Below are 24,603 nucleotides of genomic sequence, written 5' to 3'. Positions count from 1 at the left end.
GCCTCAGAGGGCTGCGCCGCCCCGGCCCAGGAGGATCTTGCGCGGCTTGGCCTTCTCGGCCACGGGAAGGCGCAGGGTCAGGACGCCGTCGGTGTAGTCGGCGCTGATGTTGTCGGTGTCCAGGTCCCGACCCAGGCGCAGGCGCCGGGTGAAGGGGCCGGTGGGGCGCTCGGTCAGGACGGGGGCGGCCCCCTCCTGGCGGGCGGGGCGCCGGGCGCTGACGGTGAGCACGTCGCGTTCGACCTCCAGGTCGATGCTGTCGGCGTCGGCGCCGGGCAGGTCGAGCCGGACGAGGAGTTCGTCCTCGGTGCGCAGGATGTCCATGGGGACGGTGCGCTGGTGGGTGGTGGCGGCGCGGGTGGGGTCGAAGGGGATGGTGCGGGTGAGGAGCATGGTGTGAACCCCCGAGAAAGTCTCAGAAACATAACTTGATGCTGATGGGCTCAAGTTTATTGACGGAGTTTGGCGCGTCAATGTGGTGTGCGCCACCGCACACCCGGGGTTCTGGGATCCTGGGGTCCTCAGCCACGACCCGATTCGACGACCCGAGAAGAGCTGCCCGTGTCCCCGATCCCCGACGACCCCTTCCTCGCCTTCTGGAGCGAGCGCCGCATCTGCACGCTGGCCAGCCCGCGCCCGGACGGCAGCATCCACCAGGTCCCGGTGGGGGCGACCTACGACCCCGTGCGCCGCCTGGTGCGCGTGATCGCCGACGGGGCCAGCTTCAAGGCGCGCAACCTGGCCGCCCACCCCGGGGCGCGGGTGTCGGTGTCGCAGGTGGAGGGTGCGCGCTGGTCCACCCTGGAGGGCACGGCCACGGTGACGCGCGACCCGGAGGCGGTGGCCGAGGCGGTGCGCCTGTACACCGGGCGCTACCGGGCCCCGCGGCCCAACCCCGGGCGGGTCGCCATCGAGATCGCGGTCACCCGGGAGCTGGGCAACGTCCGCCCGGGCCCGGCGCGGGACTGATCCGGGGCGCACCGGGCCGTCCGGGGCCCGGCCCGCAGGGCCGTGCGTCCTCGCGGCCACCGCGCCGGGCCCGCGCCCGGGAGCGGGGCGCGCGCGGCCGGGTCGGCGTCCTGCGGGGTGTCCCACCGGGCGGTGTGGGGCCGGACGGTGCCGGTGTTGCGCAGGTGGTCGGGGGCGCCCATGGCCGGGGAGCGCGTCAGGCGGTGGTCTGCAGGGCCCGGGCCAGGTGGTGTTCGGCGATGGCGAGCATGAAGGCGCGGTCGGGGTAGTCGCCCTCGAGCAGGCGCAGGGGGCCGGCGACCAGGGACAGGTGCATGGCCAGGTCGTACAGGGCGCTGCGGTGGGGGTCGGGGGTGCGTGTGCGCAGGCGGGGGTGGTGTTCGCCGAAGCGCAGGCGCAGGAAGGAGTGCTCCCATTCGGCGTCGAAGAACATCATGCCCTCGATGTCGATGAGGACGGGGGTTCCGTCGGTGTCGACCAGGACGTGGTCGGGGCCGAGTTCGCCGTGGATGAGCACGTGTTCGCGGCGCGGGGCGATGCGGTGGGCCAGGGTGTGCAGGGCGGTGGTGAGCCGTGCGTGGTGGGGGTGCAGGCGCGGGTCGCGTGCGGCGGCCTCGTCCAGGTCGCTCAGGGCGCGGTCCAGGACGGCCTGTTCGCAGGAGGGGGCGTGGGGGCGGCCTCCCGTGGCGAGGTGGTGGACCTTGCCGAAGCCGGGGTGGGCGGTGGCGTGCATGGTGCGCAGGAAGGCGCCGAGGCGGTCCAGGACGGGGGCGGCCTCGGCGGGGTCGCGTTCGAGGAGCTCTTCGAGGGTGGGGCCGGGCACGTCCTGGACGAGGGCGATGGCGCCGGGGTGGTGGGTGCCGGTGGTGTCGTGGGCGAGCAGGCGGGGCACGCGTACGCCCAGGTCGGTCAGGGCGCGGTGGGCGGCGGTGAACAGGTGGGGGCCCGAGGCGTGGGAGAAGGGGTCGGCGGGGTCCTCGCGGTGGGCGGCACCGGTGTGCCAGTAGTCCTCGGTGCTGTGCCACAGGTAGGCGATGACGGTGTCGGTGTGGTCGAGGGTGAGGCGGTAGACGCCCTTCTTGCTGCCGCCGCGCAGGCGTTGGACGCCGGTGACGGGGCGGGGGTCCTGGAGCAGGGCGGCCAGGGCTCGGGCGAGGCGGGTGTGGGGTTCGCGGATCATGAGGGGGTCCTGGTGGGTGCGGGGGGCGGTTGGCGGCCGGGGCCGGCAGGGGTTCAGGCGCGGTCGATGGGGGCCAGGACGCGGGCGAGCAGGTCGGCGAGCTGGGCGCGTTCGTCGGTGTTCAAGGGGGCCAGGACGGTGGCCTCGCGGTCGAGTTGGGCGGCGAAGAGGGTGTCGGCCAGGGTGCGGCCGCGGTCGGTGAGGCGGACCTGGACCTCGCGGCGGTCGCGTTCGAGGGGGGTGCGGGTGATGAGTCCGGCGGATTCCAGGCGGGTGAGGCGCTTGGTGGTGGAGGCGCCCGAGGCGATGGTCTCGCGGGTGAGCTGGCGGGGGCGCAGTCCGTCGGGGGAGCGGCGCAGGGCGGCCAGGACCTCGAACTCGGGGCGGGTGACCTCGGCGCCGGCCAGGCCGTCGTCGGTGATGTTGTTCATCAGGGCGGCCAGGCGCAGGACGCGGCCCATGGCGGCCATGGTGGACAGGTCCAGGTCGGGGCGCAGGCGGGTCCAGCTGCGGAGGAAGCGGGAGACGGCGTCGCTCATGGTGGCCTTCCTGGTGGGGGAGGTCTCCCTCTCCACGGGTGGTGTGTGCCGGTGGACCACCCTAATATAATTTACTTGTGAATTACTTTTTGTCCAAGGTGGCGTCCCTGCGCGGCGTCCTCGGTGTCCGCGGGGCCTTCGCCCCCCGCCGCGTCCACGGCAACGTCACCCTCACCGCCCTGCGCGCGGGGGCGTGCGTGGCCCTGCCCCTGCTGCTGCTCCACGCCCTGGGGCGCGTGGACCTGGCGCCCTACGCCGCCATGGGCTGCTTCACCGCCCTGTACGCGCGCGACGACACCTACGCCCGCCGCGCCCGGGTCCTGGCCGTCGTCGGCGCCGCCCTCACCCTGGCGGTGGCGGTGGGCGGGCTCGCCGCGGCCCTGTTCTCCCACACCCTGGCCGCGGTCCTGGCGGGCTCTTTGGTGGCCGCCGGGGCCAAGTACCTCTCCGACGCGCTGGCCTTCGGCGCCCCCGCGGGGCTGATGTTCGTCTTCGCGACCGGCGTGGCCGCCTACAACCCGCAGACCCTGGCCGCGCTCCCCCTGGAGGTGGCCGTCACCGCGGCGGCCGCCGCCCTGTGCTGGACCGCGGCCGTGGCCGGCGCCCTGGTCCACCCCACCGCCCCCGAGCGCCTGGCGGTCTCCCGCGCCCTGTACGCCCTGGCCCGGCACCTGGGCGGGCCCACCGGCGCCACCCGCGCCGCCGCCGAGGCCGCCGTGCAGCACGCCTGGACCACGCTGCTCTCCCGCACCCGCCCCGCCCGGGCGGGGAGCGCCCCCGAGCTGGAGTCGCTGGAGGTCCTCACCGCCCGGGCCGAGACCCTGCTCGGCGGCACGGGGGACGCCCTCGGCGACGCCCGCGCCGCCGCCGAGATGAGCGAGCTCGCCCGCCGCACACGGCGCGAGCGCGTGGTGCGGCCCCTGGTCGCGGGCCGCGAGCGCGCCGCCCTGGCCGCCCACGCCGAGCACCTGCGCCGGCACAGCACCCCCGCGCCCGGTGTGGCCGAGCGCCTGCGCGGTGCGCTGCGCTCCCCCTCGCCCACCCCGGTCTCGGTGGCCCGGGTGGGGCTGGCCTCCCTGCTCGCCGGGGCCCTGGCCTGGGCCGCGGGGATGGACCACGGGTACTGGGCGGCCGTCTCGGCCGGGTCGGTCCTGCAGGCCGCCGACGTCACCACCACCTGGCACCGCACCCTGCAGCGCGCCCTGGGCACGCTCGTGGGCGTGGCCCTGGCGGCCGTGCTCTTCTCCTTCGACTACTCGCCCCTGGGCGTCATCGCGCTGGTGGTGCTCTGCCAGATGGCGGCGGAGATGGTGGTCCTCACCAACTACTCCTACGCGATCGTGTTCGTCACCCCGCTCACCCTGGCCCTGTCGGGGCTGGCCCACCCCGGGGGCGGGGCGCAGGACCTGGCGGCCGAGCGGCTGTGGGCGACCGTGCTGGGGGCCGCGGTGGGCATCGTGGTGTGCGCCGTGCTGGCCAACCGCAGGGCCGACGAGCACCTGGAGGCCGCCCTGGCCGAGGGGGAGCGGGCCCGTCTGGCGCTGGAGCGGGAGGGCGGCGCCCACCCGGCCGCCCGGCGGGGCCTGGCCCGCGCGCTGGTGGCGCTGCGCGAGGCCCACGCCCTGTCCTCGGGCGAGCCCCGCTCCCGCGGGGTGGCGCGCACGGGCGAGGTCGAGGACCTGCACCGGCGTGCCCGCGCCCTGCTGGACGCCCCCCGCGGGGGCTGAGGCCGCGGCCCCCGCCCCCAAGGGCCAGCGCGGGACCGCGGGGGCAGGCGGTGCGCCCTGCCCCCGGCCGGGACGGCCCGGCGGCGCCGCCGGGCCGTCCCGGCCGGGGCGGGAGCCGCGAGGCCGCGCCGCGGTGCGGCTACCGGGGCTCGCGGCCGGGGGCGGGGGAGGGCGCCGTCGGCGGGCCTTCGTGCGCGGGGGCGGGGGGTGCGGGCGATCGGCGGCGGGAGATCGCCACCCCTGCCAGGCACAGGGCCCCTCCCGCGAACGCCGCCGGCGCGGGCGCCTCCCCCAAGAACGCCCAGGAGAGCACCACCACCAGGACCGGCACCAGGTAGGTGGTGGCACCCAGCCGGCCCGCGGGCATGCGCGCCAGGGCGTAACCCCAGGTGGTGAAGGCGACCGCGGTCGGGAACACCCCCAGGTAGAGCATGTTGAGCGTGGCCGCGGCGGGGGCGCGGGCCGCCTCGGCGGCCAGGTCCCCGGCGAAGGGCAGGCACGCGGCCGTGCCCACCAGGCAGCCGAACGCGGAGACCTGCAGGGGGCAGGCGTGGCGCAGCGCGGGTTTTTGGCAGACCACGCCGAGGGCGTAGGTCACCGCGGCCGCCAGGCACAGCAGGACCCCGAGGACGGAGGCGTCCTCGGCGCCGGCGGTGGCGATCCCCACGACCACGGCGCCGGTGAAGGCGACCGCGGTCCCCCACAGCAGCGGGCGGGGGAGCCCCTCGCCCAACCACGCGGCGCCCAGCAGGGCGATGAGGATCGGCCCGAGGTTGACGACCATGGCGGCGGTGCCCGCGTCGACCTCGCGCTCGCCCCAGTTCAGGGCGACCGTGTACACCCCGAACCAGAGCACGCCCGAGGCGGCGATGCCCGGCCAGGCGGCGCGGGCGGGCAGGCCCGTACGGGTCGCCGCCAGGAGTGCGGCCAGGACCAGGGAGCCGGCCGCCAGGCGGCCCAGGGCCAGGGCGCCGGGGGAGTAGAACTCCCCGGCGCTGCGGATGGAGACGAAGGCCGAGGCCCACAGCAGCACGGTGAGGCCTGCGGCTGCCGGGGCGGCCCGGTGGCGAAAGGTGTGCGAGGAGGTCATGGCAGGACGGTAGGGGGCGGACGCTGCGGCGGTCAGCGAAGTGTGTCCGCGTCCAGGCCCAGGGCCTGCCCCAGGGCCCGCACCCCCAGGTCGGTGATCCTCAGGGCGCGGCCCGAGCCGATCCGTGTGATCCAGCGCGCGTCCAGGGCGTGGGCGCACAGTGCGGCTCCGGCGGTCCCGGCCAGGTGGGGGCGGCGTTCGGTCCAGTCCAGGCAGGGGCGGGCCAGGGGGCGTGAGCGGGTGCGCTCCAGGGGGATGGCATGGTCGCAGAACCAGGCCAGGCCGTCCTCGGTGAGGGCGAACCCGGTGTCCTGGCGGAGCAGGCCGCGGCGGGTCATGGCGTCGGTGAGGGCGCAGCCCAGGCGTCCGGCCAGGTGGTCGTAGCAGGTGCGTGCGCGGGCCAGGGCCTCGTTGGCGCGTGAGGTGCGCAGGGTGCGCGGGGGGTCGGCGGCGGGGGCGGCCTGGGAGGCCAGGGTCTCGACCAGGCGGGCCGCGCCCGCGTCGGCCAGGCGGACGTAGCGGTGGCGGCCCTGGCGTTCCTGGGCGAGGAGGCCGCCCTCGGTGAGCCTGGTCAGGTGCGCGCTGATGGTGGAGGCGCCCACACCGGTGTGGCGGGCGAGTTCCCCGGCGGTCCAGGCGCGCCCGTCCAGCAGGGCCAGGCACACGCCGGCCCGGGTGGGGTCGGCCAGGAGTGCCGCCAGGGCGGCCAGGCGGGTTCCGTCGGGAGCGTGCATGTCCTCCAGGATGCGTCATGGACGGTGCGTTCGCGGACGCAGCGTTGGGGCGCGGCCCTGTCCCGCCTGCGGTGACAGCCCGTGCGGGGGCGGGGTGTCCCCGCCCGAACGCGGGGACACCCCTGGAGGGAGGGCCGGGGGTCAGAGGGTGTCGGTGACGCGCTTGCCGTCCTGGTCCTTGACGATGGTGAAGGAGTCCACGACCGTGCCCTGGGCGGTGAGCGCCCGGTACCGCAGGGTGTGGCCGTCCACCGACACCGCCTGGAAGGTCTGGGTGCGGCCGAGCTGCACGCGTGCCTCGGCGCCGTTGGCGGTCCAGTTGCCGTCGCCGACGTCGTACATCTTGGGGCCGGTCACCGTGACCGCGTAGACGGGGCCGGTGTGCACGTCGGGGTCGCCGGTGCGGTTGCGCACCAGGTTGCCGCGGCTGTAGGAGTGGTCGTGGCCCTGCAGGACCAGGTCCACGTCGTACTCCTCCAGGGTCTGCAGCCAGGCCTGGCGCAGGGGGGCGTTGTCGCGGCCGGGGCTGTTGGAGAAGACGGGGTGGTGGAAGGTGACCACGGTCCACCGGTGGGGGTTCTGGCTCAGGGCCCGCTCCAGCCACTGCTGCTGGGTGCGCAGCCACGCCGAGGCGTCGAGCGGGGCGGCGTTGCGGTAGTTGGAGTTGAGGACGATGAAGCGCACACCCTGGTAGTCGGTGTGGTAGACGGTCTGCGGCAGGTCGCGGCCGGTGGCGGGCCCGTTGGCGGCGCCGGGGAACTGCGGGGCCCAGTGGGCGCTCAGGTTCGGGCCGGAGTACTCGTGGTTGCCGGGGGCGGCGATGTGGTTGATGCCGCCGGTGGCCCGGGCGCCGAAGGCGTCGAACCACTCCCCCCACTGGGAGTCGCTGTCGGCGCTGTCGACGAGGTCGCCCGCGTGCACGGCGAGTTCGGCGTCGGGTTCGGCGGCCAGGGCGGCGCGGACCACGGGGGCGGCGCCCCGGGTGATGTCGTTCTGGATGTCGCCGAAGTAGAGGAAGTCGAAGGGCTGCGCGTCCTGGGCGGGGGTGGTGAGGGTGCGCCAGGGGGTGTCGGCGCCGGCCCCGTCGCCGACCCGGTACCGGTAGGCGGTGTCGGGTTCCAGGCCGGTGGCGGTGGCGGCGTGGTAGGTGCCGCCGACGCGGGCGCTGGTGTGTGCCCGGACGCGGGTGACCTGGTCGGGGGCGGTCCCGGGGGCGATCTCCAGGACCTGTTCGCCGGCGTCGGCGGTGCGCCAGGTGAGGGTCTGGGAGGTGGAGGGGTCGGCGGTGGGGGAGAGGATGACGCGTTCGGGGAGGGTCTGGGCCAGGGCGTGGGGGGAGGCCGGGAGGGCGCTCATCGCCAGGGCGGCGCCGCTCAGGACGGCGAGGGTGCGGCGGGCGGCGGATCGGGGGGAGGCGGGCATGGGGTGCCGGGCCTTTCTGCCGGGTGCGCTGACGGTGCGAACGTAGCGAGCGTGTCGCAACGGTGCGTGAACACCCGGCGCTCCTCCGTGTCCGGGCGGTGAACTCGGCGCCCGCCACCCGGGTGGGGGCCCTCAGGAGTCGCGGGCCGGGAGGGGGATGCGGTCCAGGTCCTGGGCCAGGACGATGCGGCCGTCGAACTCCTGGCCGGCCTGGGCGGTGAAGAGCGGGTCCTCGCTCTGCTCGTAGCGTTCGGAGATGTGGGTCAGCACCAGGGTGCGCACCCCCGCCCGGGCGGCGATGCGCCCGGCCTGGCGTGCGGTCAGGTGCCCGTAGGAGGCGGCCAGCCCCTCCTCGGCGTCCAGGTAGGTGGACTCGATCACCAGCATGTCGGCGCCGCGCGCCAGTTCCAGGGCGCCCTCGCACTCGGCGGTGTCCATGACGAACGCGAATACCTGGCCGCGGCGCGGGCGGGCGCACTGGGCCAGCTCCACCCGGCGCCCGTCGCCGGTGGTGACCGCGCCCTCGCGCTGCAGGCGCCCCACCAGGGGGCCGCGGACCCCGTGGGCGGCCAGCCGCTCGGGGAGCATCCGCCACCCGTCGGGCTCGGCGAGCCGGTACCCGTAGGCGGGGACCGAGTGGCGCAGCGGCAGCGCGGTCAGCGTCAGGTCCTCCTCGCCCAGCGGGCAGGCGCCCAGGCCGCCGACCGGTTGGGGCAGGACGGTGTCGGTGTCGCGGAAGGGGGTGGCGTGGCGCAGCCTGCGCCAGTACTCCTCGCCTTGGGCGGGGTAGGTGACCCGCACGGTGTGGGGGACCTGGTCGCGGGCGATGCGCTGCAGGGTGCCGGGCAGGCCCAGGCTGTGGTCGCCGTGGAAGTGGGTGAGGCAGATGCGGGTGATGTCGGTGGCGGCGAGCCCGGCCGTGCGCATCTGGCGCTGGGTGCCCTCGCCCGGGTCGAACAGGATGCCGTGGCCGTCCCAGCGCAGGAAGTAGCCGTTGTGGTTGCGGCGGCGGGTGGGCACCGCGCTGGAGGTTCCCAGGACGACGAGTTCGCGTACGGACATGACAGGGATGCTGCCACACCCGTGGCGGGGCCCGCCCCGTCCCCGGCGGTGCGGGCCGGTGCGGGGCGGTCAGCCCAGCGCGTCCGCGGCGCGGCGGGCGGCGCGCGCCCAGTGCGGTGCGCCGGCCCGCTCGGCGGTCTCCAGGGCCCGGCGGTAGTGGCCCGCGGCCCGGGCGGGGTCGCCCAGGGCCAGGGCGAGGTCGCCGAGCTGGTGGGCGACCGGTCCCAGGGTGAGCAGTCCGCTGCCCGCCCCGGCCAGTTCCCCGGCGGCGGGCAGCAGCAGGCTGTGGGCCCGTTCCATGGCGGCGCGGTCGCCGCGTTCGAGGGCGGCCCGGGCGCCCAGGCAGGCCAGGGCCTCGGTGAGCAGCCCGGGGGGCGGGGGCGGCAGCGGTGGGCGGTCGGTGTCGGTGTCGGTGAGGGCGCGGATCCACGGCGCGTGGGGGCCGGGGGCGTCGGCGGTGGGCGGGGGGTGGCCGTGCTGCAGGCGCAAGCACACCAGGGCCAGGTCCAGCAGCCCCTCCTCCATGCCGGGCATGCCGCCTCCCGCCAGGCGCACGCTCGCGGTGCGGTAGGCGGCCTCGGCCTCGCGGGGGGTGCCGGTCACGGCCAGGCGCAGTGCCGCGTACCAGTGGGTGAACACGCCCACGAGGGGGATCTCGTGGAGGGCGCCCAGCCGGTCGGCGGCGCGCATGTGGGTGTCGGCGGCGGCCAGGTCGGCCAGGGCCGCGTGGGCCTGGACCAGGATGAGGTGGCCCAGGACCTCGAAGGTGACCAGGGAGTGCTCGGTGGCCAGCGCGACCAGTTCGGCGCCGATGCGCAGCCGTTGCGGGGCCTGGCCGGTGCGGGAGAAGGACTGCATGAAGCGGGCGTTGAGCGCCAGGGCGAGCAGTGCGGGCTCCTCCAGGCGTCGGGCGCTCTGCTCGGCCAGGCGGGCGGCCCGGGCGCCGCGCCCGTCGAGGGTGCCGCGCATCTCCAGGGCCTGGGCGGCCAGCAGGCGGGCGCGCAGGGCCTCGCGGTCCCGGGGCAGGGCGGCCAGGGTGCGTTCGGTGGCGCGGACCAGGTGCGCGGACAGGTCCGGGTCGTCGTTGCGGGGCCACAGGGCGGGCACGTCGAAGGCGGTGATGACGCGGGCGCTCAGGTCGGGGTCGCCGAGCCGTTCGGCCTCGGCGACGGCCCGGCCGCGGTGGTGGCGGGCGGACTCCAGTCGGCCCGTGAGGGCCAGGGCCCGCACCAGTCCGGTGAGGGCGTCCAGGCGGGAGCGGGGGTCCTGGTCGCCGGAGCGGTCGTGGGCGGTGAGGGCGTCCTGCCACAGGCGGGCGGCCTCGTGGGGGGCGAAGCGGTGTTCGGCCTGCAGGGCGGCGGCGCGGGCGTGGTGCGCGGCCAGGGCGGCGGTGGCGGGGGTGTCGGCGCGGGCGTAGTGGTGGGCCAGGGCGGCGTCGGCGCCGGGCCGGTCCGGGTGCAGGGCGGTGATCGCCTCGGCGGCGGCGGTGTGCCAGCGGGCCCGGCGGGGGTGGGACAGGGAGTCGTAGAGGGTGTCGCGCACCAGGACGTGGGAGAAGCGCAGCGGTGTGTCCTGCTGGGTGAGGAAGCCGGCGTCCAGGGCGGCGTCCAGGGCGTCCAGGTGGGTGTCCTGGTCCGGGGCCAGGGCGGCTAGGACGTCGGGGTCGATGTCGTGGCCGATGACGGCGGCCTGGTGCAGGAGGCGCTGTGCGGGCGGGGGCAGGGCGGTCAGGCGGTGGCGGATGACGTCGCGTACGCCGGCGGGGACGGTGGCCAGGGCGCTCGGGCCGTCGGTGCGCAGCAGGCGGGCGAGTTCGCGGGCGAAGAAGGGGTTGCCGCCGCTGCGCCGGTGGATGGTGCGCAGGGTGGGGGTGTCCACGTCGTGGTCCAGGACGGTGCGCAGGAGTTCGCCGGTGGTGTCCTGGGGGAGTCCGCCCAGGTAGACGCGGACGGGTTCGTGGGGGGCCAGGCGGGCCAGGGCCGCGGCCAGGGGCGGGGAGATCTCCCCGGTGCGGTGGGTGCCCACGATGAGCAGGGGGCCGGGGATGTGTTCGGCGACCAGGGCGGTGAGCAGTTCCAGGGTTTCCTGTGCGGCGCGGTGCAGGTCCTCCAGGACGAGCAGGAGGGGGCCCTGGCCGGTGGTGCGGGTCAGGAGGTCGGTGGTGCGGGTCAGGGTGTGGAAGCGTGCGGCGGCGGGGTCGCCCGGGGCGGGGTGGGGTGTTTCCGCGGGGTGGGGGGTGTCGGTGCCGGTCAGGGCGGTGGTGATCTGGGTCCAGGGCCAGGTGGGCGGGGCCCCGTCGTGTTCGGGGCTGCGCCCCCAGGCGGTGCGCCAGCCGCGGTGTGCCAGGCGCCGGGTGAGTTCGCGGGCCAGGGCGCTCTTGCCCGCCCCGGCGTCGCCGGAGACCAGGGCGGTCGTGGTGCGGGCGTGTGCGGTGGCGGTGGCGGCGGCCTGTTCGAGCAGGTCCAGTTCGTGGGCGCGGCCCACGAAGGGGTGGTCGGCGGGCTGGGGGCGGCCGGGCAGGTCCGGGGCCGCGGCCACGGGGGTGGGGGTGGGGGTGGGGGGAGTCAGGCGGGGTGCGTGGTCGAGGATGTCGGCTTCGAGGCGGCGCAGGTCGGGGCCGGGGTCCACGCCGAGTTCGTCGGCCAGGGTGCGGCGGGCGCGGCGCAGGGCGTGCAGGGCCTCCCCCTGGCGCCCGCACCGGTACAGGGCCAGGGCCAGCAGGTGCCAGGCGTTCTCGCGCAGGGGGTGGGCGGCGGTGTGGGGGTGCAGGTCGGCGGCGGCCTGCTCGGCGCGGCCCAGGTCCAGCAGGGCGCGGGCGCGCTGTTCCACGGCCAGGAGCCGCAGCCCTTCGAGGCGGTCGGCCTCCTGGTGCGCCCACGGGTAGGCGGTGAACTCGGCGTAGGCGGGGCCGCGCCACAGGGCCAGCGCCCGGTCCAGTGCGGCCAGTGCGGGGCCCGGCTCCCCGGTGTCCATGTGGGCGCCGGCGCGGGTCAGGGCGGCCTCGAACCTCCAGGCGTCGACGCCCTCGGGGCCGGTGCGCAGGGCGTAGCCGGGCGGGGCGGTCACGAGCAGGCGGGCGGGCCGGCGCGGGGCCCGGTCGGGTTCCAGGGAGCGGCGCAGCGCGGAGACGAAGGTGCGGACCGCGGCCACCGAGCCCTCGCGGGGGTGTTCCCACAGGTCCTCCACGAGCAGGTCCACGGGGACGGTGCGGCCCCGGGCCAGGATCAGCCGTGCCAGGACGGCCCGGTGGCGGGGGCCGGGCAGGGGGAGCGGCCCTTGGGCGCGGCGGGCCTCCAAGGGGCCCAGGACGCGCAGCTCCGCGGCCGTGTCCTCGTGTTCCCCCGTCATGTCCTCCACGGTAGCGGGCGCGGGGCCGTGGGCCGGTCCTCGCAGGCGGGGGCGCTCAGCGGGCGCTCATCGCCCGCTCATCCGCGCCCGGCATGCTCTGGTCCGAGAACCGAACCAGTGGAGGTAACCGTGGAACCGAGGATCAGCGGATTCGACTACCAGCGTGTGCCCGTGGCCGAGGGGGTGGCGCTCAACGCCGCGGTGGGGGGCTCGGGCAGCCCCCTGGTGCTGCTGCACGGGTTTCCGCAGACGCACCTGATGTGGCGCCACGTGGCGGCGGACCTGGCCGCCGACCACACCGTCATCTGCCCGGACCTGCGCGGCTACGGTGACAGCGACAAGCCCGCCGACGCCGACGGGCGCGCCTACGCCAAGCGGACCATGGCCGCGGACGTGGTCGCCCTGGCCGCGGCCCTGGGCCACGACCGGTTCGCGCTGGCGGGCCACGACCGCGGCGCGCTGGTCGCGATCCGCGCGGGCCTGGACCACCCCGGCGCCGTCACCCACCTGGCGTCGCTGGACGTGCTGCCGACCCTGGACATGTGGGACGTGATGCACGGGGTGTCGGCGTCGGTGGGCTTCCACCTGTACCTGATGGCGCAGCGGCCGGGTCTGCCGGAGGCGTTGATCGGCGCGGAGCCCGACGTGTTCTTCGGCCACTTCCTGGACGTGTGGGCGCGCGACCCCGAGGCGATCCCGGCGCCGGTGCGCGCCGCCTACCTGCGGGCGAGCCGGGAGGCGGTGCCCTCCATCGTCGCCGACTACCGGGCCTCGGCCGGGGTGGACGTGGCCGACGACGAGGCCGACCGGGCGGCGGGGCGGACGTTGTCGATGCCCGTGACGGTGCTCCAGCAGGACTGGGGGTCCGAGCTCGGCTTCGACGCCCTGTCCCGGTGGAAGGAGTGGGCGCGGGACCTGCACCACGCCACGGTCTCCTGCGGCCACTTCATGGCGGAGGAGGACCCGGCGGAGGTCGTCAAGGCGCTGCGCGCCCTGCTGGCCCGGTAGGGCGGACGCACCCCCGGGAGGGGATCCTCCCGGGGGTGCGGGGCGCCGCCGCACCCGGGGTGCGGAGGAGGGGCCGGGCCGGTGGGCGGGATTCCCACGCCCGAGGGGTGCGGTGGGCGGGCGGGGCGGGGTCCGCGCGGTGTGCGGGCCCCGCCCCGGCGGTGGGCCTAGGAGTGCGCCCATACCCCCAGTTCGTTGCCGCTGGGGTCGGCGAAGCGGAAGCGGCGCCCGCCCGGGAAGGCGTAGGGGGCTTCGACGATGCGTCCCCCGGCGCGGGTGACCGCCTCCACCGACCGGTCCAGGTCCTGGGAGAAGAGCAGCACGAAGGGGCCTCCGGGCTGTACCCGGCCCTGGGGGGTGAGGCCGCCGACCTCGTGGTCCTCCTCGCCCGGCCCCCGGATGCCCGCGTACAGGGGGCCGTAGTCGTTGAAGCGCCACCCGAACGCCTCGGAGTAGAACTGTTTGGCCTCCTGCAGGTCGGTGACGGTGAGTTCCACGTAGTTCAGGGCGTGGTGGGCTGGTGCGGCTGACGGGTTCATGGGCCGCATTGTGCCGCAGGGGTCCGACAGCGGGCGCCCCCCGTGCGCCCGCGTGTTGCGAGGAGCAGCGGTCCGAGAAAGCCACGCCGCCCCAGCCCGGTTCCCCGGCCCGGAGAGAACCACAGGCCAGGGACACCACGGCGCCGGCGCCCTCTTCGGCCCCGGCGCCAAGAAGAACAGCCGCGCCCAGGTGGTCAAAGGCGCTCTGGCCACCCGGTGGACGTATGTGAGGAACCGCTTTCCAGCCGAGGCGTCCAAGGCCGCTCGCCACGTCCTCAAGGCCCGGCCGCGCACCGACTCGTCGGCCGCCGACCAGCGCTGACAGGTCGGCCCTGCGGCCTCCGCGCTGAAGGTCTGCTTCCGGAAACACCTGTTTCCAGGAGTACGACACCGGCCACGAGGCCCGAACAGGTGACTCGCGGGTTGCTTGGCGCCTGGTGCCAGGCTCCTGACCGACGCAGAGCAAGCTGTGGCGGACCGGGGGCCAAGCGTTGGACTCTCCGCGCAAACTACTGGGACCCCGACAACGCGGGAGCGGCCGAGCGGCGTTCACGCCCTTCGTTCGGCGCTCTTCCACGGGTGTCGGTGTCCGTTTCGTTCGGCGCTCTTCCACGGGTGTCGGTGTCCGTTCAGCCAGGCGCCGAGCGGTGTGCAGCGGACGGCTAGCTGGTACGTGAGGAGCAGCACCGCGCTGGAACCGATCAGGGTGATCAACAGTTTGACCGCGACCGGGAGGCTCAGGTCCGCAAGGCTCATCCCGATGGCGACCACGATCGGCAGGTGCATCAGGTACATCCAGTAAGAGGCGTCGGCCAGGTACCGGATCGTCGGGCGGGGGCGGGTGAGGAAGCGCACGCACACGCCGACCAGACCGTAGGTCACGCACCATCCGCCGAGGGCGACCAACGCCGCGCCTATGGGTAGCGGAACCTGCCCTTGGGCGATCAGCATGATCGACAGGCTGACCGCCCCGACGGTGAGATACGCGGCCCAGTCCCTGCTGATTCTGGCCAGTGCGTCGGAGCGACGACGCAGGGCCCAGCCGACCGCGAAGGCGCCGAGGTATCCGACGAGTGGGGCGACCTCGGGAATGATCGTTGCGGGCTCGATGATGCCCGCCATCGGCTCCCCCTGGATCAACACGGCGACGATGTAGGGCACGGATGCCACGAGGACGCCGGCGCGCGACGAGAACAGCGTCGCCATCCGCTCGGAGAACGCCGACGCCCGTTCCCTCCCGATGAACCGGATGAGCAGAGCGCGCACTGCCACGGTGATCACGATGCATTCCATGAGCACGAGGAGGAACCAGAGCTGACCGGGACTGAACATGACCAGCGGGTCGGTCACCTCGGGCTGCGCCGTGCCGGGATGAGTGCTCGCGAACATGAGCGCCAGCAGGCCGAGCGGAAACACCGCGACCGGCCAGAACGCGAACATGGGCAGCAGGACGCGCTTGGCTCGATCACCCACGTACCGCTGGGCGCCACGCCGGTCGAGCATCAGAGCCCCGAAGTAACCGGCCAGCGTCATGAACAGCACCATCCTGAACGAATGAATGACGAAGTTCGTCTCGGCGAGTCCCACCGACGTGTGTCGATCGTGGAAGAACCAGGGCTGGGTCGCGATGAACGGCACGAATGCGTGCAACACGATGCCCAGCAGCAAGGCACCGCCACGAAGCGCATCCAGTCCGTGTATCCGTTGCGGGCGGCCGGCGGGCTCCGCCGCGCGGACAGGGACCGGTTCCTTGGAGGAGGTCGTCATGCCGGCGACGCTACGGATCGCGCCGTGCGGGCACATCGATCATCGGGCCAGCCGGATATCCACCGATCGGTGGAGCGGAGACGCTGGCGGATCGTCGTTCGGGACGGCGACAATCGAGTGGTGCCAAGACAAAACGGATCGGGGCGGGGCCCGGCGCCGACATCTGCCGGCCCGGTGGGAGCCTCCGCGCTGTGGATCGTGTTGTCGGTCGCCGCGCTCTCCCTCGTGCTCGCGATCAGCCTGGGAATCGGCGGAGACCTGCCTCTTCTTCTCAGTGAGCGAGCGGAGCCGGCTCCGCTGCGGGTCGTGTCACCGATCGTCGTGCTGCTCGTGCTCCGCGTCTGTATGGAACTGGTGTATCAGAGGGCGCACGAGGGCAGCCGCCTGGCGACGGCCCTCTACCTCGTGCACGGCCTCACCCTGCTGGCGGGGGTCACCCTCAACCCGTTTCTGTGCGTCTACGCCTTTCTCGGCTTCCTCGACGTCGAGCGTTTCCTGCCTCGACGTGTCGTCGTCGGAGGAATCATCGGTACGGCTTTGCTGTGCGCCTTCGGCCAGGTGGGCGCTGTCGCAGGCGTGACGACCAGCCCGCTCGTCTTCGTCACCCTGCTCCTGGTCAACGTCGGCCTCGCCGGCGCGATGACATGGTTCGCGCAGTTGCGAGAGGAACACGCGGACGAACGAGAGCGCGTCGCCGCCGAACTCGCCGAAGCTCACCGGGAGAACCTCGCCCTTCACGGGCAACTGCTCGAACAAGCCCGCTCCGCCGGCGTCGCTCAGGAACGCGCCCGGCTGTCGCGCGAGATCCACGACACAGTGGCCCAGGGCCTCGTAGGAGTGATCCGCCAGCTCGAGACGCTCCCCGGCGATCTCGGGCAGAACGCACGACCGGGGATCGAACGGGCGGAGCACGCAGCAAGGGACTGCCTCTCCGAGGCACGCCGGGCCGTGCGCGCCCTGGCTCCACACCAACTGGCCAAGGACGACCTCACCAGCGCGCTCCGCGGCCTCGTCGAACGCTGGGCCGCGTCTCAGGAAACGCCGGCCGAACTCGTCGTCGTCGGCGCCCCGGTCGCCGGCGACGGCGACGACGTGGTGCTACGAGTCGCGCAGGAGTCGTTGGCCAATGTCGCGCGCCATGCCCGGGCCTCGTCGGTCACCGTGACGCTGAGCTGGCTACCCGGCACCCTGCTGCTGGACGTCGCAGACGACGGCGTCGGATTCGACCCCAACACGATAGTTCGAGGGAGAGGACTCGCAGGAATGAAGGAGCGACTCGCCGAAGTCGGCGGCCATCTGATCGTCGAATCCGAACCCGGCCACGGCACCACGATCGCAGCCAAGGTGCCACGGTGAGCGCCGTCCGCATCGTCATCGTCGACGACCATCCGATCGTCAGACACGGCCTGGCCGGAGTCTTCGCCGACGAGCCCGGCATCGATGTGGTCGGCGAGGCGGACAGCGGCCCCCGAGGCCTGGTTGTCATCGCCGACACCGAACCAGACGTCGTCCTCATGGACCTGCGCATGCCGGACGGCGACGGTGTCCCCGCGATCCGGGAACTCGTCAAGAACAGAACCCACGGCCGACCACGAGCGCTGGTCCTCACGACCTACGACACCGATCGCGACATCCGCAGCGCCCTCAACGCCGGCGCGGACGGATACCTGCTCAAGGATGCATCGCGCGCCGAACTGGTCCGCGCCGTGCGCGACCTGGCCGTTGGCCGGCCGGTGCTGGCACCCGCAGCGCTCGCTGCCCTCCTCGGACGCGAAGCGGAGACCGAGCTCAGCACCAGAGAAATCGACGTACTGCGCCTCGTCGCCGACGGCCTCACCAACAGAGCGATCGCAACCCGCCTGAGAATCAGCGAGTCCACCGTCAAAACCCACCTCCTCCACACGTACTCGAAGCTGGAAGCCGCCGACCGCGCGCAAGCCGTCCGCATCTGCTGGGAACGCGGCCTCATCTGAGGCCGGCAGGGCGGGAGCCCTGTCTCGGGACCGGCCGACAGGCGCCGCACGATCCTGGCCCGCCGCTGCGCGAGATCGCCCCGGGGGGTCGGGGTGAGCCTGGCCGTTGTGCCCGGCGAGGTCACCGCAGGTCGCCTTCCGGAGGCCGTGCGACACGGTTGGGCCTCCCGGTCTTCGTCGCGAACATTCCAGGGCCACGGGCTCCGGGGGCACGTCCGGCGGCTCACCGCACCGCGGCCCGCAAGGGGGCGATCCGGGGCTCACCGGTCCCCGCGGCTGAGAGAAGGCCCCGCGCCCGGCGATGCGACAGCAGCCAGTGGATTCACGGTTTGGTGTACCCATCGCGTTCTCGATGCCCCCTGACCTGCCCTGAATTACGTTGCGGGGCCCTGGAGGGGGCCACTGGGGGCCTCGGCCACCCCCATGGGGGTAACCGCCGATAAGGTTCACTTATCGGGGGTGAGGATTCGGGGGTCCCCGGGGATTCGTTTCGTGTGCTCCAGGGGTTTTTGTTGTTGAGTTACGTTACAAACGAAACGTTATTAAGGAAGGGCGGGAACGGCCCTCCCAGGGCGCGCCCATCGTGGGGGCCCGGGGCCCAGGGCGGCGGCACCGAGAACCCCCTCCTGGAGGAGTCGGTCCGGGCGGTGCGCACCGTCTTCGCCTGCGGCCACCTGGCCGACGAGGCCCTGCGCAGGGAGATCCACGGCGGGCCGGAGGGGGTGGAGAACCGGGACGGCGCCGACGACACGTTCTTCCAGGGGGCCGTTGACGAACGTGTCACCAGCCGCTCCTGCGCGGGGAGCCTGGGGCGGCCGCGCACTGAGCCGACACTGTCGGTGGGATCCGATTGACTGGCCCAATGTTCGAAACTCCCGACGAGCTCCACAGCCTCCAAGTCCTGCTCGACACGTCCTTGGCCGGCTCCAGCAGCCACCTCAAATCGATCATCCGGCCAGGTGAAAGCACCTTGGACGCCGAGCAGGTCGTCCGAGTCTGCCAAGGCATGTGCACCCTGGCCATCGCCACAGTCACCCGGCGCGGTGAGCCGCGCATCAGCGGCGTCGACGGGCACCTCCTGCACGGCCGTTGGATCGTCGGCACCCACCGCCAGGCCGCCAAAGCCCGTCACCTCGCGGCGCGGCCCGGCATCAGCGCGACCTTCATGCGCGGCGAGCAGCTCGGCGTTTTCACGCATGGACACGCCGTTCCGCTGAACCCCGAGGGCAGGAGCAGCGACCCGACGTGGCCGAGCGTCCGTGACTACCTCGTCAACCACTACGACGGCGACGATGACGACCCGTTCTGGGACGAGAACGTGTGGTATCGCATCGACCCCAGCTGGATGGTCGCCTACAGCGCCGACCCCGTCGCGCTGCTCGACCGGCAACCGTCAGTCTGAGGAGAGCTCGCGCGGGTCCACCTCAGGCCGTCACGGGGCTTGAGCAGCAACCGGACGGCCAGTGGCGATAAGCCGTGACCCGGGGGTTCGCCAACGCCACTGGCCGTCCTGATCCAGGCGGCCGCGCGCAACCGCTGTGAGGCACGAACTCCTCCGGCGGCGCACGCTCCTCAGCGCGCCCGGATCCTTCCCCGCGGCCAGGGCGGTGCGACCGCCGGAGCGCTCCGGGACGTTCTTGTGGATCGTGGAGCGCGATACCCCGAGCAGGCGGGCGATGGAGGCGACACTGTTCTCTGAACGGCCTCCTCGTCCGCGGCTGCCGCCATCGCAACCTCGACCGCCGCAGCCCTCGGCTACCGGACACCGGCTCCGAACCGAATATCCACCGGCGACCTCCGCTTCCCTGTCACGTGGTCCTTCGCGCCCCCACGGCGACGGCCCCGGGGCGCACCGGAGGCATACGCTGTTGCTCATGACGCAAGAAGACGGGGAGCTGGACAGCCTCGTACGCAAACGCATCCGTGCCCTGCGGGTGGCGCAGGGGTGGTCCCTGGCCGAACTGGCCACCCGTGCCCACCTGAGCCAGTCCTCGCTGAGCCGCATCGAGAACGGCAGGCGCCGCCTGGCCCTGGACCAGCTGGTCACCCTCGCCCGGGCCCTGGACACCACGCTGGACCAGCTCGTGGAGACCGCCGCCGACGACATCGTCACCAGCCCGATGATCGACGCCGCCCACGGCCTGATGCGCTGGCCCGTCAAGGGGGACCCCGGCATGAGCGTGGTGCGCCAGCGCATGACCGAACCGCCGCCCGACAACCCCGCGCGCATGCGCGCCCACCCCGGACGCGAATGGCTCGTCGTCCTGTCCGGGACCGCGACACTCATGCTCGGCCACCGCCGGTTCCGCGTCGAGGCGAACCAGGCAGCCGAGTTCCCCACGATGATGCCCCACGCGATCGGCGCCGAGGGCGGCCCCTGCGAGATCCTGGGCATCTTCGACCGCGACGCCCGCCGCGGCCACCAGCGCGAGGGCGCCGCCCCCGAGATCCGGGGCGCCGACGGGTGAGCGCACCGGCCCGGGGACGCGACCGGATCGGCGGGAGCGGCCCCGCCGACGGCGGCGAGTCGGCCGCCGAACCGGCCGACGCGGTCCGGTGGCCGGGCTGACGGGGCACGTCGGCCTGGACACCGCCCGCCTCGCCCTGACCGGTAGGGCGGGCGGAGCGGTGGGTGTCGCAGGCGCCCACCGACGACCGGTGGGCCGGTGCGGCCTGAGGCCACCCTCCCGTACCGGTCTTCCCAGCCCCGCGTCTTGCGCCTCGGGCAGCGCATCCGACCATCGTCTTGCGCAACGGGGAAGGAACCGCGCCCCAGAGGCATGACCGTCCTACGGTGAAGGCATGAACGAAGCGCATTCGCACACTTCCCACCACGGCACCCGGCACGAGCACCACCGGGAGCACGACTCCGAGGTCCAGGCGGAGATCCTCGACCTGGACGCCGAGGTCCTCGCCGAACACATGGCCTCGATCACCGCGTGGCTGCCGCTGGAGACCGTCCCGCGCCGGATCGTGGACCTGGGCTGCGGCACGGGCGCGGGCACCTTCGCCCTCCTGGAGCGCTTCCCCGACGCGCACGTCACGGCCGTCGACACCTCCGCCGGGCACCTGCAGCGGCTGCGCGCCAAGGCCTCTGCCCGCGGCGTCGGGGAGCGCGTGCGCACCGTGCAGGCCGACCTGGACGCACCCGGGTGGCCCGGCCTCGGCTCACCGGACCTGGTGTGGGCGTCGGCCTCGATGCACCATCTGGCCGACCCCGACCGCGCCCTGCGCAACGTCCGTGGCGCGCTCGCGCCCGGCGGCCTGTTCGCCCTCGTCGAACTGGCCGGCTTCCCCCGCTTCCTGCCCGAGGGCGCTCCGCAGGAGCGGCCCGGCCTGGAGGAGCGCTGCCATGCCGTGGCCGACCGCTTGCACGCCGAGCACCTGCCCCACCGCGGTGCGGACTGGGGTCCGATGCTGGCCGCCGCCGGTTTCACGGTCGAGGGCGAACGCACGGTCTCCGTGGACGTCGCGGGCTCCCGCAGCGAGGCGGTCGGCCGCTACGCGCTCGGCGGACTGCAGCGCATCCGCACCTCCGTGGCCGCCGAGCTCTCCCCGGAGGACCTCGCCGCGCTCGACCGGCTCCTGGACGCCGAGAGCCCGCACGGCATCCTGCACCGGGAGGACCTGGCGGTGCGCACCGAACGCACCGTGTGGGCGGCACGCCGTGCCTGACCCCGGGTTCCGCGTTGCGGGGCGGGAGCTCCGGTAGCCGCCTGCCCGCCTCTTCACGCGGGCCGGCGGGTCCGGTCCCCGGCCGGCTGTGGCCGGGGTCCTGTGCGGCCCGGCCCGGGCGTCCGCCCCGGGTCGGGCCCGCCCGGGTCAGGCGCGGAGGAACTCCAGGACGGCCCCGGACCGGTCCAGGATCGCGTGCCCGACCCCGGGCAGGACGTGCACGGAGGCGTGCGGCACGCACCTTCGCACGCGGCTCGCGGTGCCGGCGGAGTCGAACATCGCGTCCCGCTCGCCCACGCTCACCTGCACCGGCATGGTCAGGCGGCGCAGGGTGTCGTCGGAGAAGACCGGGAGCCGCTCCGTGCGCGGCCGGAACTGCTCGAAGGTCAGGCTGACCCGGTCCAGGGCGGGTCCGGCCGAGAGCGCGTCCAGGCCGGTGGCCACCAGCACCGAGCGGCGCCGGCCCCAGCGCCCGAGGGGGCGCAGCAGCAGGGTCGCGAACAGCCATCCCACCTTCTGGGCGCCCACGCCCCCGGGGCACAGCAGTGCCAGGCGGCGTACCCGGTCGGGGCGGTGGGCGGCGTAGTCCAGTGCCATCCAGCCGCCCAGGGAGGTGCCGACCAGGGCCGTGTCGCCGAGCCCCAGCCCCTGCAGCACGTCGTCGAGCCAGAGCCGGTGGGCGCCCGAGGACAGGGGCGGGCGGGAGGGGGCGCTCAGGCCGGGTTCGCCCACCAGGTCCACGGCGTAGGTGCGGAAGTGCCGTGCCCAGGCGGCCGCGTCCTGGCGCCACATCGTCGCGTTGGCCCCCGATCCGTGCAGCAGGACCACGGGGGGCGCGTTCGCGGGGCCCGAGGCGAGCACGAAGGTCTCGCCCTCGCGGGTGGGCACCCGCAGGTGGTCGGCGGGAACAGGCCAGGTGCGCAGGTCCTCCTGGTAGAGGCGGCGCAGTTCCCGTTCCCCCGCTTCGGTCTTGTAGATCGCACTCATGGGTCGAGCGGTCCTCTCCGGATCGGCCGCCCGTGTCCGTCGGGCGGGGCCCGGTCGACACAGACGAACATGTGCCACCAAAGTAAACCAAACTTCCCTAAAGTCGAACCAATAAAGGGAGCTTTGGGGAGTATTAGAGTAGGAGATGGAAGATCGGCAGCCCCTGGCGCGCCCCTGCGGCCCTGGGAGCCGGGGATACTGCGCACGGTGACGCGTCCCGGCCGGGGCGCCAGGGCGCCGGAGTGGCCGGGATCACCTCCGCCGCGGGGCCCGGGGGGTGCGCGGGTTTCCAGTACTCTCGTACATGTACAGATGTACTAAACCTTGTCCGGAGCAGGAGGGACACGTATGCGCCGCAGGAACGGCCGCGCGCCCGGGGCGGAGCGGCGGTGAGCGCCCGACGCGACCCCCAGGGGCGCCGCCGGAGCATCGTCGAGGCCGCCGCCGCGCTGATCGCCGAGAGCGGCGTCTCCGGCCTCACCCACCGCGGCGTCGCCGCGCGCGCCCGTGTGCCGCTGGGCGCCACCACCTACTACTTCGCCACGCTGGACGACCTGAGCACAGCGGCCCTGGAGCACCTGGCCCAGGACACCGACGAGGCCCTGCGCGAGCTCGCCGGGCAGATCGCCCGCGACCGGGGCGACCCGGCCGCCGTGGCCGCGCTCCTGCACGACTACCTGCGCCAGGGCCCCCGGGTGCGGGCCGACGCCGAGCTGTACCTGGCCGGAGTGCACCGGCCGGACCTGCGCCCGCTGACACTGCGCTGGTTCGAGGGCCTGGTGCGGGTCCTGGCCGAGCACACCACTCCCCGGGCCGCGCGGGCGCTGGCCCTGTACGTGGACGGGGCGATGCTGCACGCCCTGACGCACGACGACCCCCTGGACCCGGACGAACTCGCCTTCGCGGTCACCGCCCTGATGGGCCGGGCCGCCACCACCGACACGGAGCTCTGATGGGAACCGATCCCTCCCCGACCGCCACCACCGGGAAGGGGCCGATGTCGGCCGCCCGGCGCTGGGCCGCGCTGATGGTGCTCTCCGGCAGCCTCCTCGTGGTGGTCATGGACATGACCATCCTCAACGTCGCCCTGCCTGCGCTCTCGGCCGACCTGAGGCCCACCTCCGGCCAGCAGCTGTGGATCGTGGACGCCTACTCCCTGGTGCTGGCCGGGCTCCTGGTGACGATGAGCGCCCTGAGCGACCGGTGGGGCCGCAAGAGGATGCTGCTGGCCGGCTTCGCGGTCTTCGGCGGCGCCTCGCTCGCGGTGCTGGCGGCCGACAGCCCCGGCACCGTGATCGCGGTGCGCGTCCTGCTGGGCGTGGGCGGGGCGATGATCATGCCCACCACCCTGTCGATGATCCGCACCGTGTTCCCCGACCCCCGCGAGCGCGCCACCGCGCTGGGGATCTGGGCGGCCATCGCGTCGCTGGGCGCGGCGGTGGGCCCCATCGTGAGCGGGCTGCTGCTGGAGCACTTCTCCTGGCACGCGGCGTTCCTGGTCAACGTGCCGTTCATGGCCGCGGGCCTCCTGGCGGGGATGCTCCTGCTGCCTGAGGCCCGCGACCCGCACCCGGGCAGCTGGGACATGGTGGCGACCGTGCTGTCGATCGTGGGCATGGTCGCGCTGGTGTGGGGCATCAAGCAGTTCAGCAAGGCCGGGGTGCTGGACCCCTCGGCGCTGCTGGCGTTCTCCCTGGGCGCGCTGGTGCTGGGCTGGTTCGTGGTGCGCTGCCTCAGGCGCCCGGACCCGCTGCTGGAGGTGCGTCTGTTCTCCTCCCCGGCCTTCACCGCGGGGACCGTGGCCGCACTGGCCTCCATGTTCGCCATGGCGGCGATGCTGCTCCTGGTCGCCCAGTGGCTCCAGCTCGTGGAGGGGCACTCGCCGCTGCAGGCGGGGGTGCGGCTGCTGCCGATGGCGCTGGGAGCCGCGGTGGCCTCGCCCCTGGCGCCGGCGCTGGCCCGGCGCCTGGGGAGCCGCACCGTGCTGGCGGGCGGGCTGTTCGTGGCCGCGCTGGGGTTCGTTCTGATGTTCGCCCTGCCGGGGCCGCTGTCCTACCCGGTGGTCATGGTCGCCCTCGTCCTGCTCGGCACGGGTTCGGGCTCCCTGGCGATCGCCTCGGCGGTCATCATGTCCAGCACCCCGCAGGCGAAGGCGGGCAACGCCGCCGCCATCGAGGAGACCTCCTACGACCTGGGCAACGTCCTGGGGGTGGCCGTCCTGGGCAGTGCCGCCGCGGCGGTCTACCGGGCGGAGCTGCCCGTGGGGCTCCTCACCGGCACCGGCCTGGGCGAGCAGACGGTGCTCGCCGCCCAGGAGTCGCTCGGGGGAGCCCTCGACATCGCCGCCGAGACCGGCTCCGCCGAGCTCGCCGCGCTGGCCCGGTCGGCCTTCAGCGAGTCGCTGACACAGATCAGCCTGGCGGGCGGCCTCGCGCTGCTGGCCGCCGCGGTGGCCGTGTTCGTGCTCACGCCCAGGTCACTGGACGTCTCCCAGGGGCACTGAGCCCGGATCGGGGCGAGAAGGGCCGGAACCGGGTCTGTGGACAACCGGTTCCGGCCGCCTGCGACCCCGCATACTCCGTA

22 protein-coding genes are annotated in these 24,603 nt (G+C 74.4%); 11 read left to right on the top strand and 11 right to left on the bottom strand.

Annotated features, from left to right (window positions below; all coding sequences use genetic code 11):
• Nucleotides 1-3: 3 nt before the first annotated feature.
• Nucleotides 4-393, bottom strand: a complete 390-nt coding sequence (locus tag ACQPYD_RS15750; protein ID WP_433701723.1) for an Hsp20/alpha crystallin family protein — start codon at nt 391-393, stop codon at nt 4-6.
• Between the two features lie 168 nt (nt 394-561).
• Here ACQPYD_RS15750 and ACQPYD_RS15745 point away from each other — a divergent pair, with 168 nt between their 5' ends.
• Complete coding sequence (locus tag ACQPYD_RS15745) at nt 562-969, top strand: pyridoxamine 5'-phosphate oxidase family protein (RefSeq protein ID WP_433701722.1); 408 nt, start codon at nt 562-564, stop codon at nt 967-969.
• 196 nt (nt 970-1,165) lie between these two features.
• On the opposite strand, the gene ACQPYD_RS15740 is transcribed toward ACQPYD_RS15745, so the two are convergent.
• Together ACQPYD_RS15740 and ACQPYD_RS15735 are read right to left on the bottom strand one after the other, a co-directional pair.
• Nucleotides 1,166-2,149, bottom strand: coding sequence for a phosphotransferase family protein (locus tag ACQPYD_RS15740; protein ID WP_433701721.1), 984 nt, complete (start codon nt 2,147-2,149; stop codon nt 1,166-1,168).
• Nucleotides 2,150-2,202: 53 nt separating this feature from the next.
• Nucleotides 2,203-2,688, bottom strand: a complete 486-nt coding sequence (locus ACQPYD_RS15735; RefSeq protein WP_433702071.1) for a MarR family winged helix-turn-helix transcriptional regulator — start codon at nt 2,686-2,688, stop codon at nt 2,203-2,205.
• 77 nt (nt 2,689-2,765) lie between these two features.
• Here ACQPYD_RS15735 and ACQPYD_RS15730 point away from each other — a divergent pair, with 77 nt between their 5' ends.
• Nucleotides 2,766-4,415 (top strand): FUSC family protein, encoded by a 1,650-nt coding sequence (locus tag ACQPYD_RS15730; RefSeq protein ID WP_433701720.1) that lies wholly within the window; start codon nt 2,766-2,768, stop codon nt 4,413-4,415.
• A 139-nt stretch (nt 4,416-4,554) separates the two neighbouring features.
• On the opposite strand, the gene ACQPYD_RS15725 is transcribed toward ACQPYD_RS15730, so the two are convergent.
• The 5 genes from ACQPYD_RS15725 to ACQPYD_RS15705 form a co-directional block, all read right to left on the bottom strand.
• Nucleotides 4,555-5,505 carry a DMT family transporter gene (locus tag ACQPYD_RS15725; RefSeq protein ID WP_433701719.1) on the bottom strand — a complete coding sequence of 317 codons (951 nt, stop codon included), beginning with the start codon at nt 5,503-5,505 and terminating at the stop codon, nt 4,555-4,557.
• A gap of 32 nt (nt 5,506-5,537) precedes the next feature.
• On the bottom strand, nt 5,538-6,239 hold the full coding sequence (locus ACQPYD_RS15720; RefSeq protein WP_433701718.1) for an ArsR/SmtB family transcription factor: 702 nt from the start codon (nt 6,237-6,239) through the stop codon (nt 5,538-5,540).
• 141 nt (nt 6,240-6,380) lie between these two features.
• A complete protein-coding gene (locus tag ACQPYD_RS15715) occupies nt 6,381-7,661 on the bottom strand; it encodes a metallophosphoesterase (RefSeq protein WP_433701717.1) in 1,281 nt (426 codons plus the stop codon).
• A 132-nt stretch (nt 7,662-7,793) separates the two neighbouring features.
• On the bottom strand, nt 7,794-8,723 hold the full coding sequence (locus ACQPYD_RS15710; protein WP_433701716.1) for a ribonuclease Z: 930 nt from the start codon (nt 8,721-8,723) through the stop codon (nt 7,794-7,796).
• Between the two features lie 69 nt (nt 8,724-8,792).
• Nucleotides 8,793-12,071, bottom strand: a complete 3,279-nt coding sequence (locus ACQPYD_RS15705) for a BTAD domain-containing putative transcriptional regulator (protein WP_433701715.1) — start codon at nt 12,069-12,071, stop codon at nt 8,793-8,795.
• A 129-nt stretch (nt 12,072-12,200) separates the two neighbouring features.
• Between ACQPYD_RS15705 and ACQPYD_RS15700 the strand changes: the two genes are divergently transcribed.
• Nucleotides 12,201-13,079, top strand: a complete 879-nt coding sequence (locus tag ACQPYD_RS15700; protein WP_433701714.1) for an alpha/beta fold hydrolase — start codon at nt 12,201-12,203, stop codon at nt 13,077-13,079.
• A gap of 167 nt (nt 13,080-13,246) precedes the next feature.
• On the opposite strand, the gene ACQPYD_RS15695 is transcribed toward ACQPYD_RS15700, so the two are convergent.
• Both ACQPYD_RS15695 and ACQPYD_RS15690 read right to left on the bottom strand, forming a co-directional pair.
• A complete protein-coding gene (locus tag ACQPYD_RS15695) occupies nt 13,247-13,618 on the bottom strand; it encodes a VOC family protein (protein WP_433701712.1) in 372 nt (123 codons plus the stop codon).
• Between the two features lie 549 nt (nt 13,619-14,167).
• Nucleotides 14,168-15,385, bottom strand: a complete 1,218-nt coding sequence (locus tag ACQPYD_RS15690) for an acyltransferase family protein (protein WP_433701711.1) — start codon at nt 15,383-15,385, stop codon at nt 14,168-14,170.
• A 120-nt stretch (nt 15,386-15,505) separates the two neighbouring features.
• Between ACQPYD_RS15690 and ACQPYD_RS15685 the strand changes: the two genes are divergently transcribed.
• The 6 genes from ACQPYD_RS15685 (at nt 15,506) to ACQPYD_RS15660 (ending at nt 21,033) form a co-directional block, all read left to right on the top strand.
• The gene (locus tag ACQPYD_RS15685; RefSeq protein ID WP_433701710.1) at nt 15,506-16,741 is read left to right on the top strand and encodes a sensor histidine kinase; all 1,236 of its coding nucleotides are present in this window, start codon (nt 15,506-15,508) and stop codon (nt 16,739-16,741) included.
• Nucleotides 16,738-17,358 carry a response regulator gene (locus ACQPYD_RS15680; protein ID WP_433701709.1) on the top strand — a complete coding sequence of 207 codons (621 nt, stop codon included), beginning with the start codon at nt 16,738-16,740 and terminating at the stop codon, nt 17,356-17,358. Before ACQPYD_RS15685 ends, ACQPYD_RS15680 begins: the two co-directional genes overlap by 4 nt.
• Nucleotides 17,359-18,005: 647 nt before the next feature.
• Entirely contained in the window at nt 18,006-18,212 is a 207-nt protein-coding gene (locus ACQPYD_RS15675) for a hypothetical protein (protein ID WP_433701708.1), read from the top strand.
• Between the two features lie 8 nt (nt 18,213-18,220).
• Nucleotides 18,221-18,760 carry a pyridoxamine 5'-phosphate oxidase family protein gene (locus tag ACQPYD_RS15670; protein WP_433701707.1) on the top strand — a complete coding sequence of 180 codons (540 nt, stop codon included), beginning with the start codon at nt 18,221-18,223 and terminating at the stop codon, nt 18,758-18,760.
• Between the two features lie 472 nt (nt 18,761-19,232).
• Nucleotides 19,233-19,826, top strand: coding sequence for a helix-turn-helix domain-containing protein (locus ACQPYD_RS15665; RefSeq protein ID WP_433701706.1), 594 nt, complete (start codon nt 19,233-19,235; stop codon nt 19,824-19,826).
• A gap of 334 nt (nt 19,827-20,160) precedes the next feature.
• Nucleotides 20,161-21,033 (top strand): class I SAM-dependent methyltransferase, encoded by an 873-nt coding sequence (locus ACQPYD_RS15660; protein WP_433701705.1) that lies wholly within the window; start codon nt 20,161-20,163, stop codon nt 21,031-21,033.
• A 147-nt stretch (nt 21,034-21,180) separates the two neighbouring features.
• On the opposite strand, the gene ACQPYD_RS15655 is transcribed toward ACQPYD_RS15660, so the two are convergent.
• Complete coding sequence (locus tag ACQPYD_RS15655) at nt 21,181-22,020, bottom strand: alpha/beta fold hydrolase (RefSeq protein WP_433701704.1); 840 nt, start codon at nt 22,018-22,020, stop codon at nt 21,181-21,183.
• Between the two features lie 389 nt (nt 22,021-22,409).
• Between ACQPYD_RS15655 and ACQPYD_RS15650 the strand changes: the two genes are divergently transcribed.
• Nucleotides 22,410-22,973, top strand: a complete 564-nt coding sequence (locus tag ACQPYD_RS15650) for a TetR/AcrR family transcriptional regulator (protein ID WP_433701703.1) — start codon at nt 22,410-22,412, stop codon at nt 22,971-22,973.
• A 44-nt stretch (nt 22,974-23,017) separates the two neighbouring features.
• Nucleotides 23,018-24,523 (top strand): MFS transporter, encoded by a 1,506-nt coding sequence (locus ACQPYD_RS15645; protein ID WP_433702070.1) that lies wholly within the window; start codon nt 23,018-23,020, stop codon nt 24,521-24,523.
• The last annotated feature ends 80 nt before the right edge of the window (nt 24,524-24,603 follow it).

The sequence above is a fragment of the Nocardiopsis sp. CA-288880 genome, assembly GCF_050955985.1.
GTDB classification, from domain to species: Bacteria; Actinomycetota; Actinomycetes; order Streptosporangiales; family Streptosporangiaceae; genus Nocardiopsis; species Nocardiopsis tropica.
This window is presented reverse-complemented; position numbering and strand designations above follow the sequence as displayed.

What these genes read in the sequence shown, in the direction of transcription:
- ACQPYD_RS15750 (WP_433701723.1), bottom strand. Translation starts at nt 393, where the DNA reads ATGCTCCTCACCCGCACCATCCCCTTCGACCCCACCCGCGCCGCCACC.
- ACQPYD_RS15740 (WP_433701721.1), bottom strand. Translation starts at nt 2,149, where the DNA reads ATGATCCGCGAACCCCACACCCGCCTCGCCCGAGCCCTGGCCGCCCTG.
- ACQPYD_RS15735 (WP_433702071.1), bottom strand. Translation starts at nt 2,688, where the DNA reads ATGAGCGACGCCGTCTCCCGCTTCCTCCGCAGCTGGACCCGCCTGCGC.
- ACQPYD_RS15725 (WP_433701719.1), bottom strand. Translation starts at nt 5,505, where the DNA reads ATGACCTCCTCGCACACCTTTCGCCACCGGGCCGCCCCGGCAGCCGCA.
- ACQPYD_RS15720 (WP_433701718.1), bottom strand. Translation starts at nt 6,239, where the DNA reads ATGCACGCTCCCGACGGAACCCGCCTGGCCGCCCTGGCGGCACTCCTG.
- ACQPYD_RS15715 (WP_433701717.1), bottom strand. Translation starts at nt 7,661, where the DNA reads ATGCCCGCCTCCCCCCGATCCGCCGCCCGCCGCACCCTCGCCGTCCTG.
- ACQPYD_RS15710 (WP_433701716.1), bottom strand. Translation starts at nt 8,723, where the DNA reads ATGTCCGTACGCGAACTCGTCGTCCTGGGAACCTCCAGCGCGGTGCCC.
- ACQPYD_RS15705 (WP_433701715.1), bottom strand. Translation starts at nt 12,071, where the DNA reads ATGACGGGGGAACACGAGGACACGGCCGCGGAGCTGCGCGTCCTGGGC.
- ACQPYD_RS15695 (WP_433701712.1), bottom strand. Translation starts at nt 13,618, where the DNA reads ATGAACCCGTCAGCCGCACCAGCCCACCACGCCCTGAACTACGTGGAA.
- ACQPYD_RS15690 (WP_433701711.1), bottom strand. Translation starts at nt 15,385, where the DNA reads ATGACGACCTCCTCCAAGGAACCGGTCCCTGTCCGCGCGGCGGAGCCC.
- ACQPYD_RS15670 (WP_433701707.1), top strand. Translation starts at nt 18,221, where the DNA reads ATGTTCGAAACTCCCGACGAGCTCCACAGCCTCCAAGTCCTGCTCGAC.
- ACQPYD_RS15665 (WP_433701706.1), top strand. Translation starts at nt 19,233, where the DNA reads ATGACGCAAGAAGACGGGGAGCTGGACAGCCTCGTACGCAAACGCATC.
- ACQPYD_RS15660 (WP_433701705.1), top strand. Translation starts at nt 20,161, where the DNA reads ATGAACGAAGCGCATTCGCACACTTCCCACCACGGCACCCGGCACGAG.
- ACQPYD_RS15655 (WP_433701704.1), bottom strand. Translation starts at nt 22,020, where the DNA reads ATGAGTGCGATCTACAAGACCGAAGCGGGGGAACGGGAACTGCGCCGC.
- ACQPYD_RS15645 (WP_433702070.1), top strand. Translation starts at nt 23,018, where the DNA reads ATGTCGGCCGCCCGGCGCTGGGCCGCGCTGATGGTGCTCTCCGGCAGC.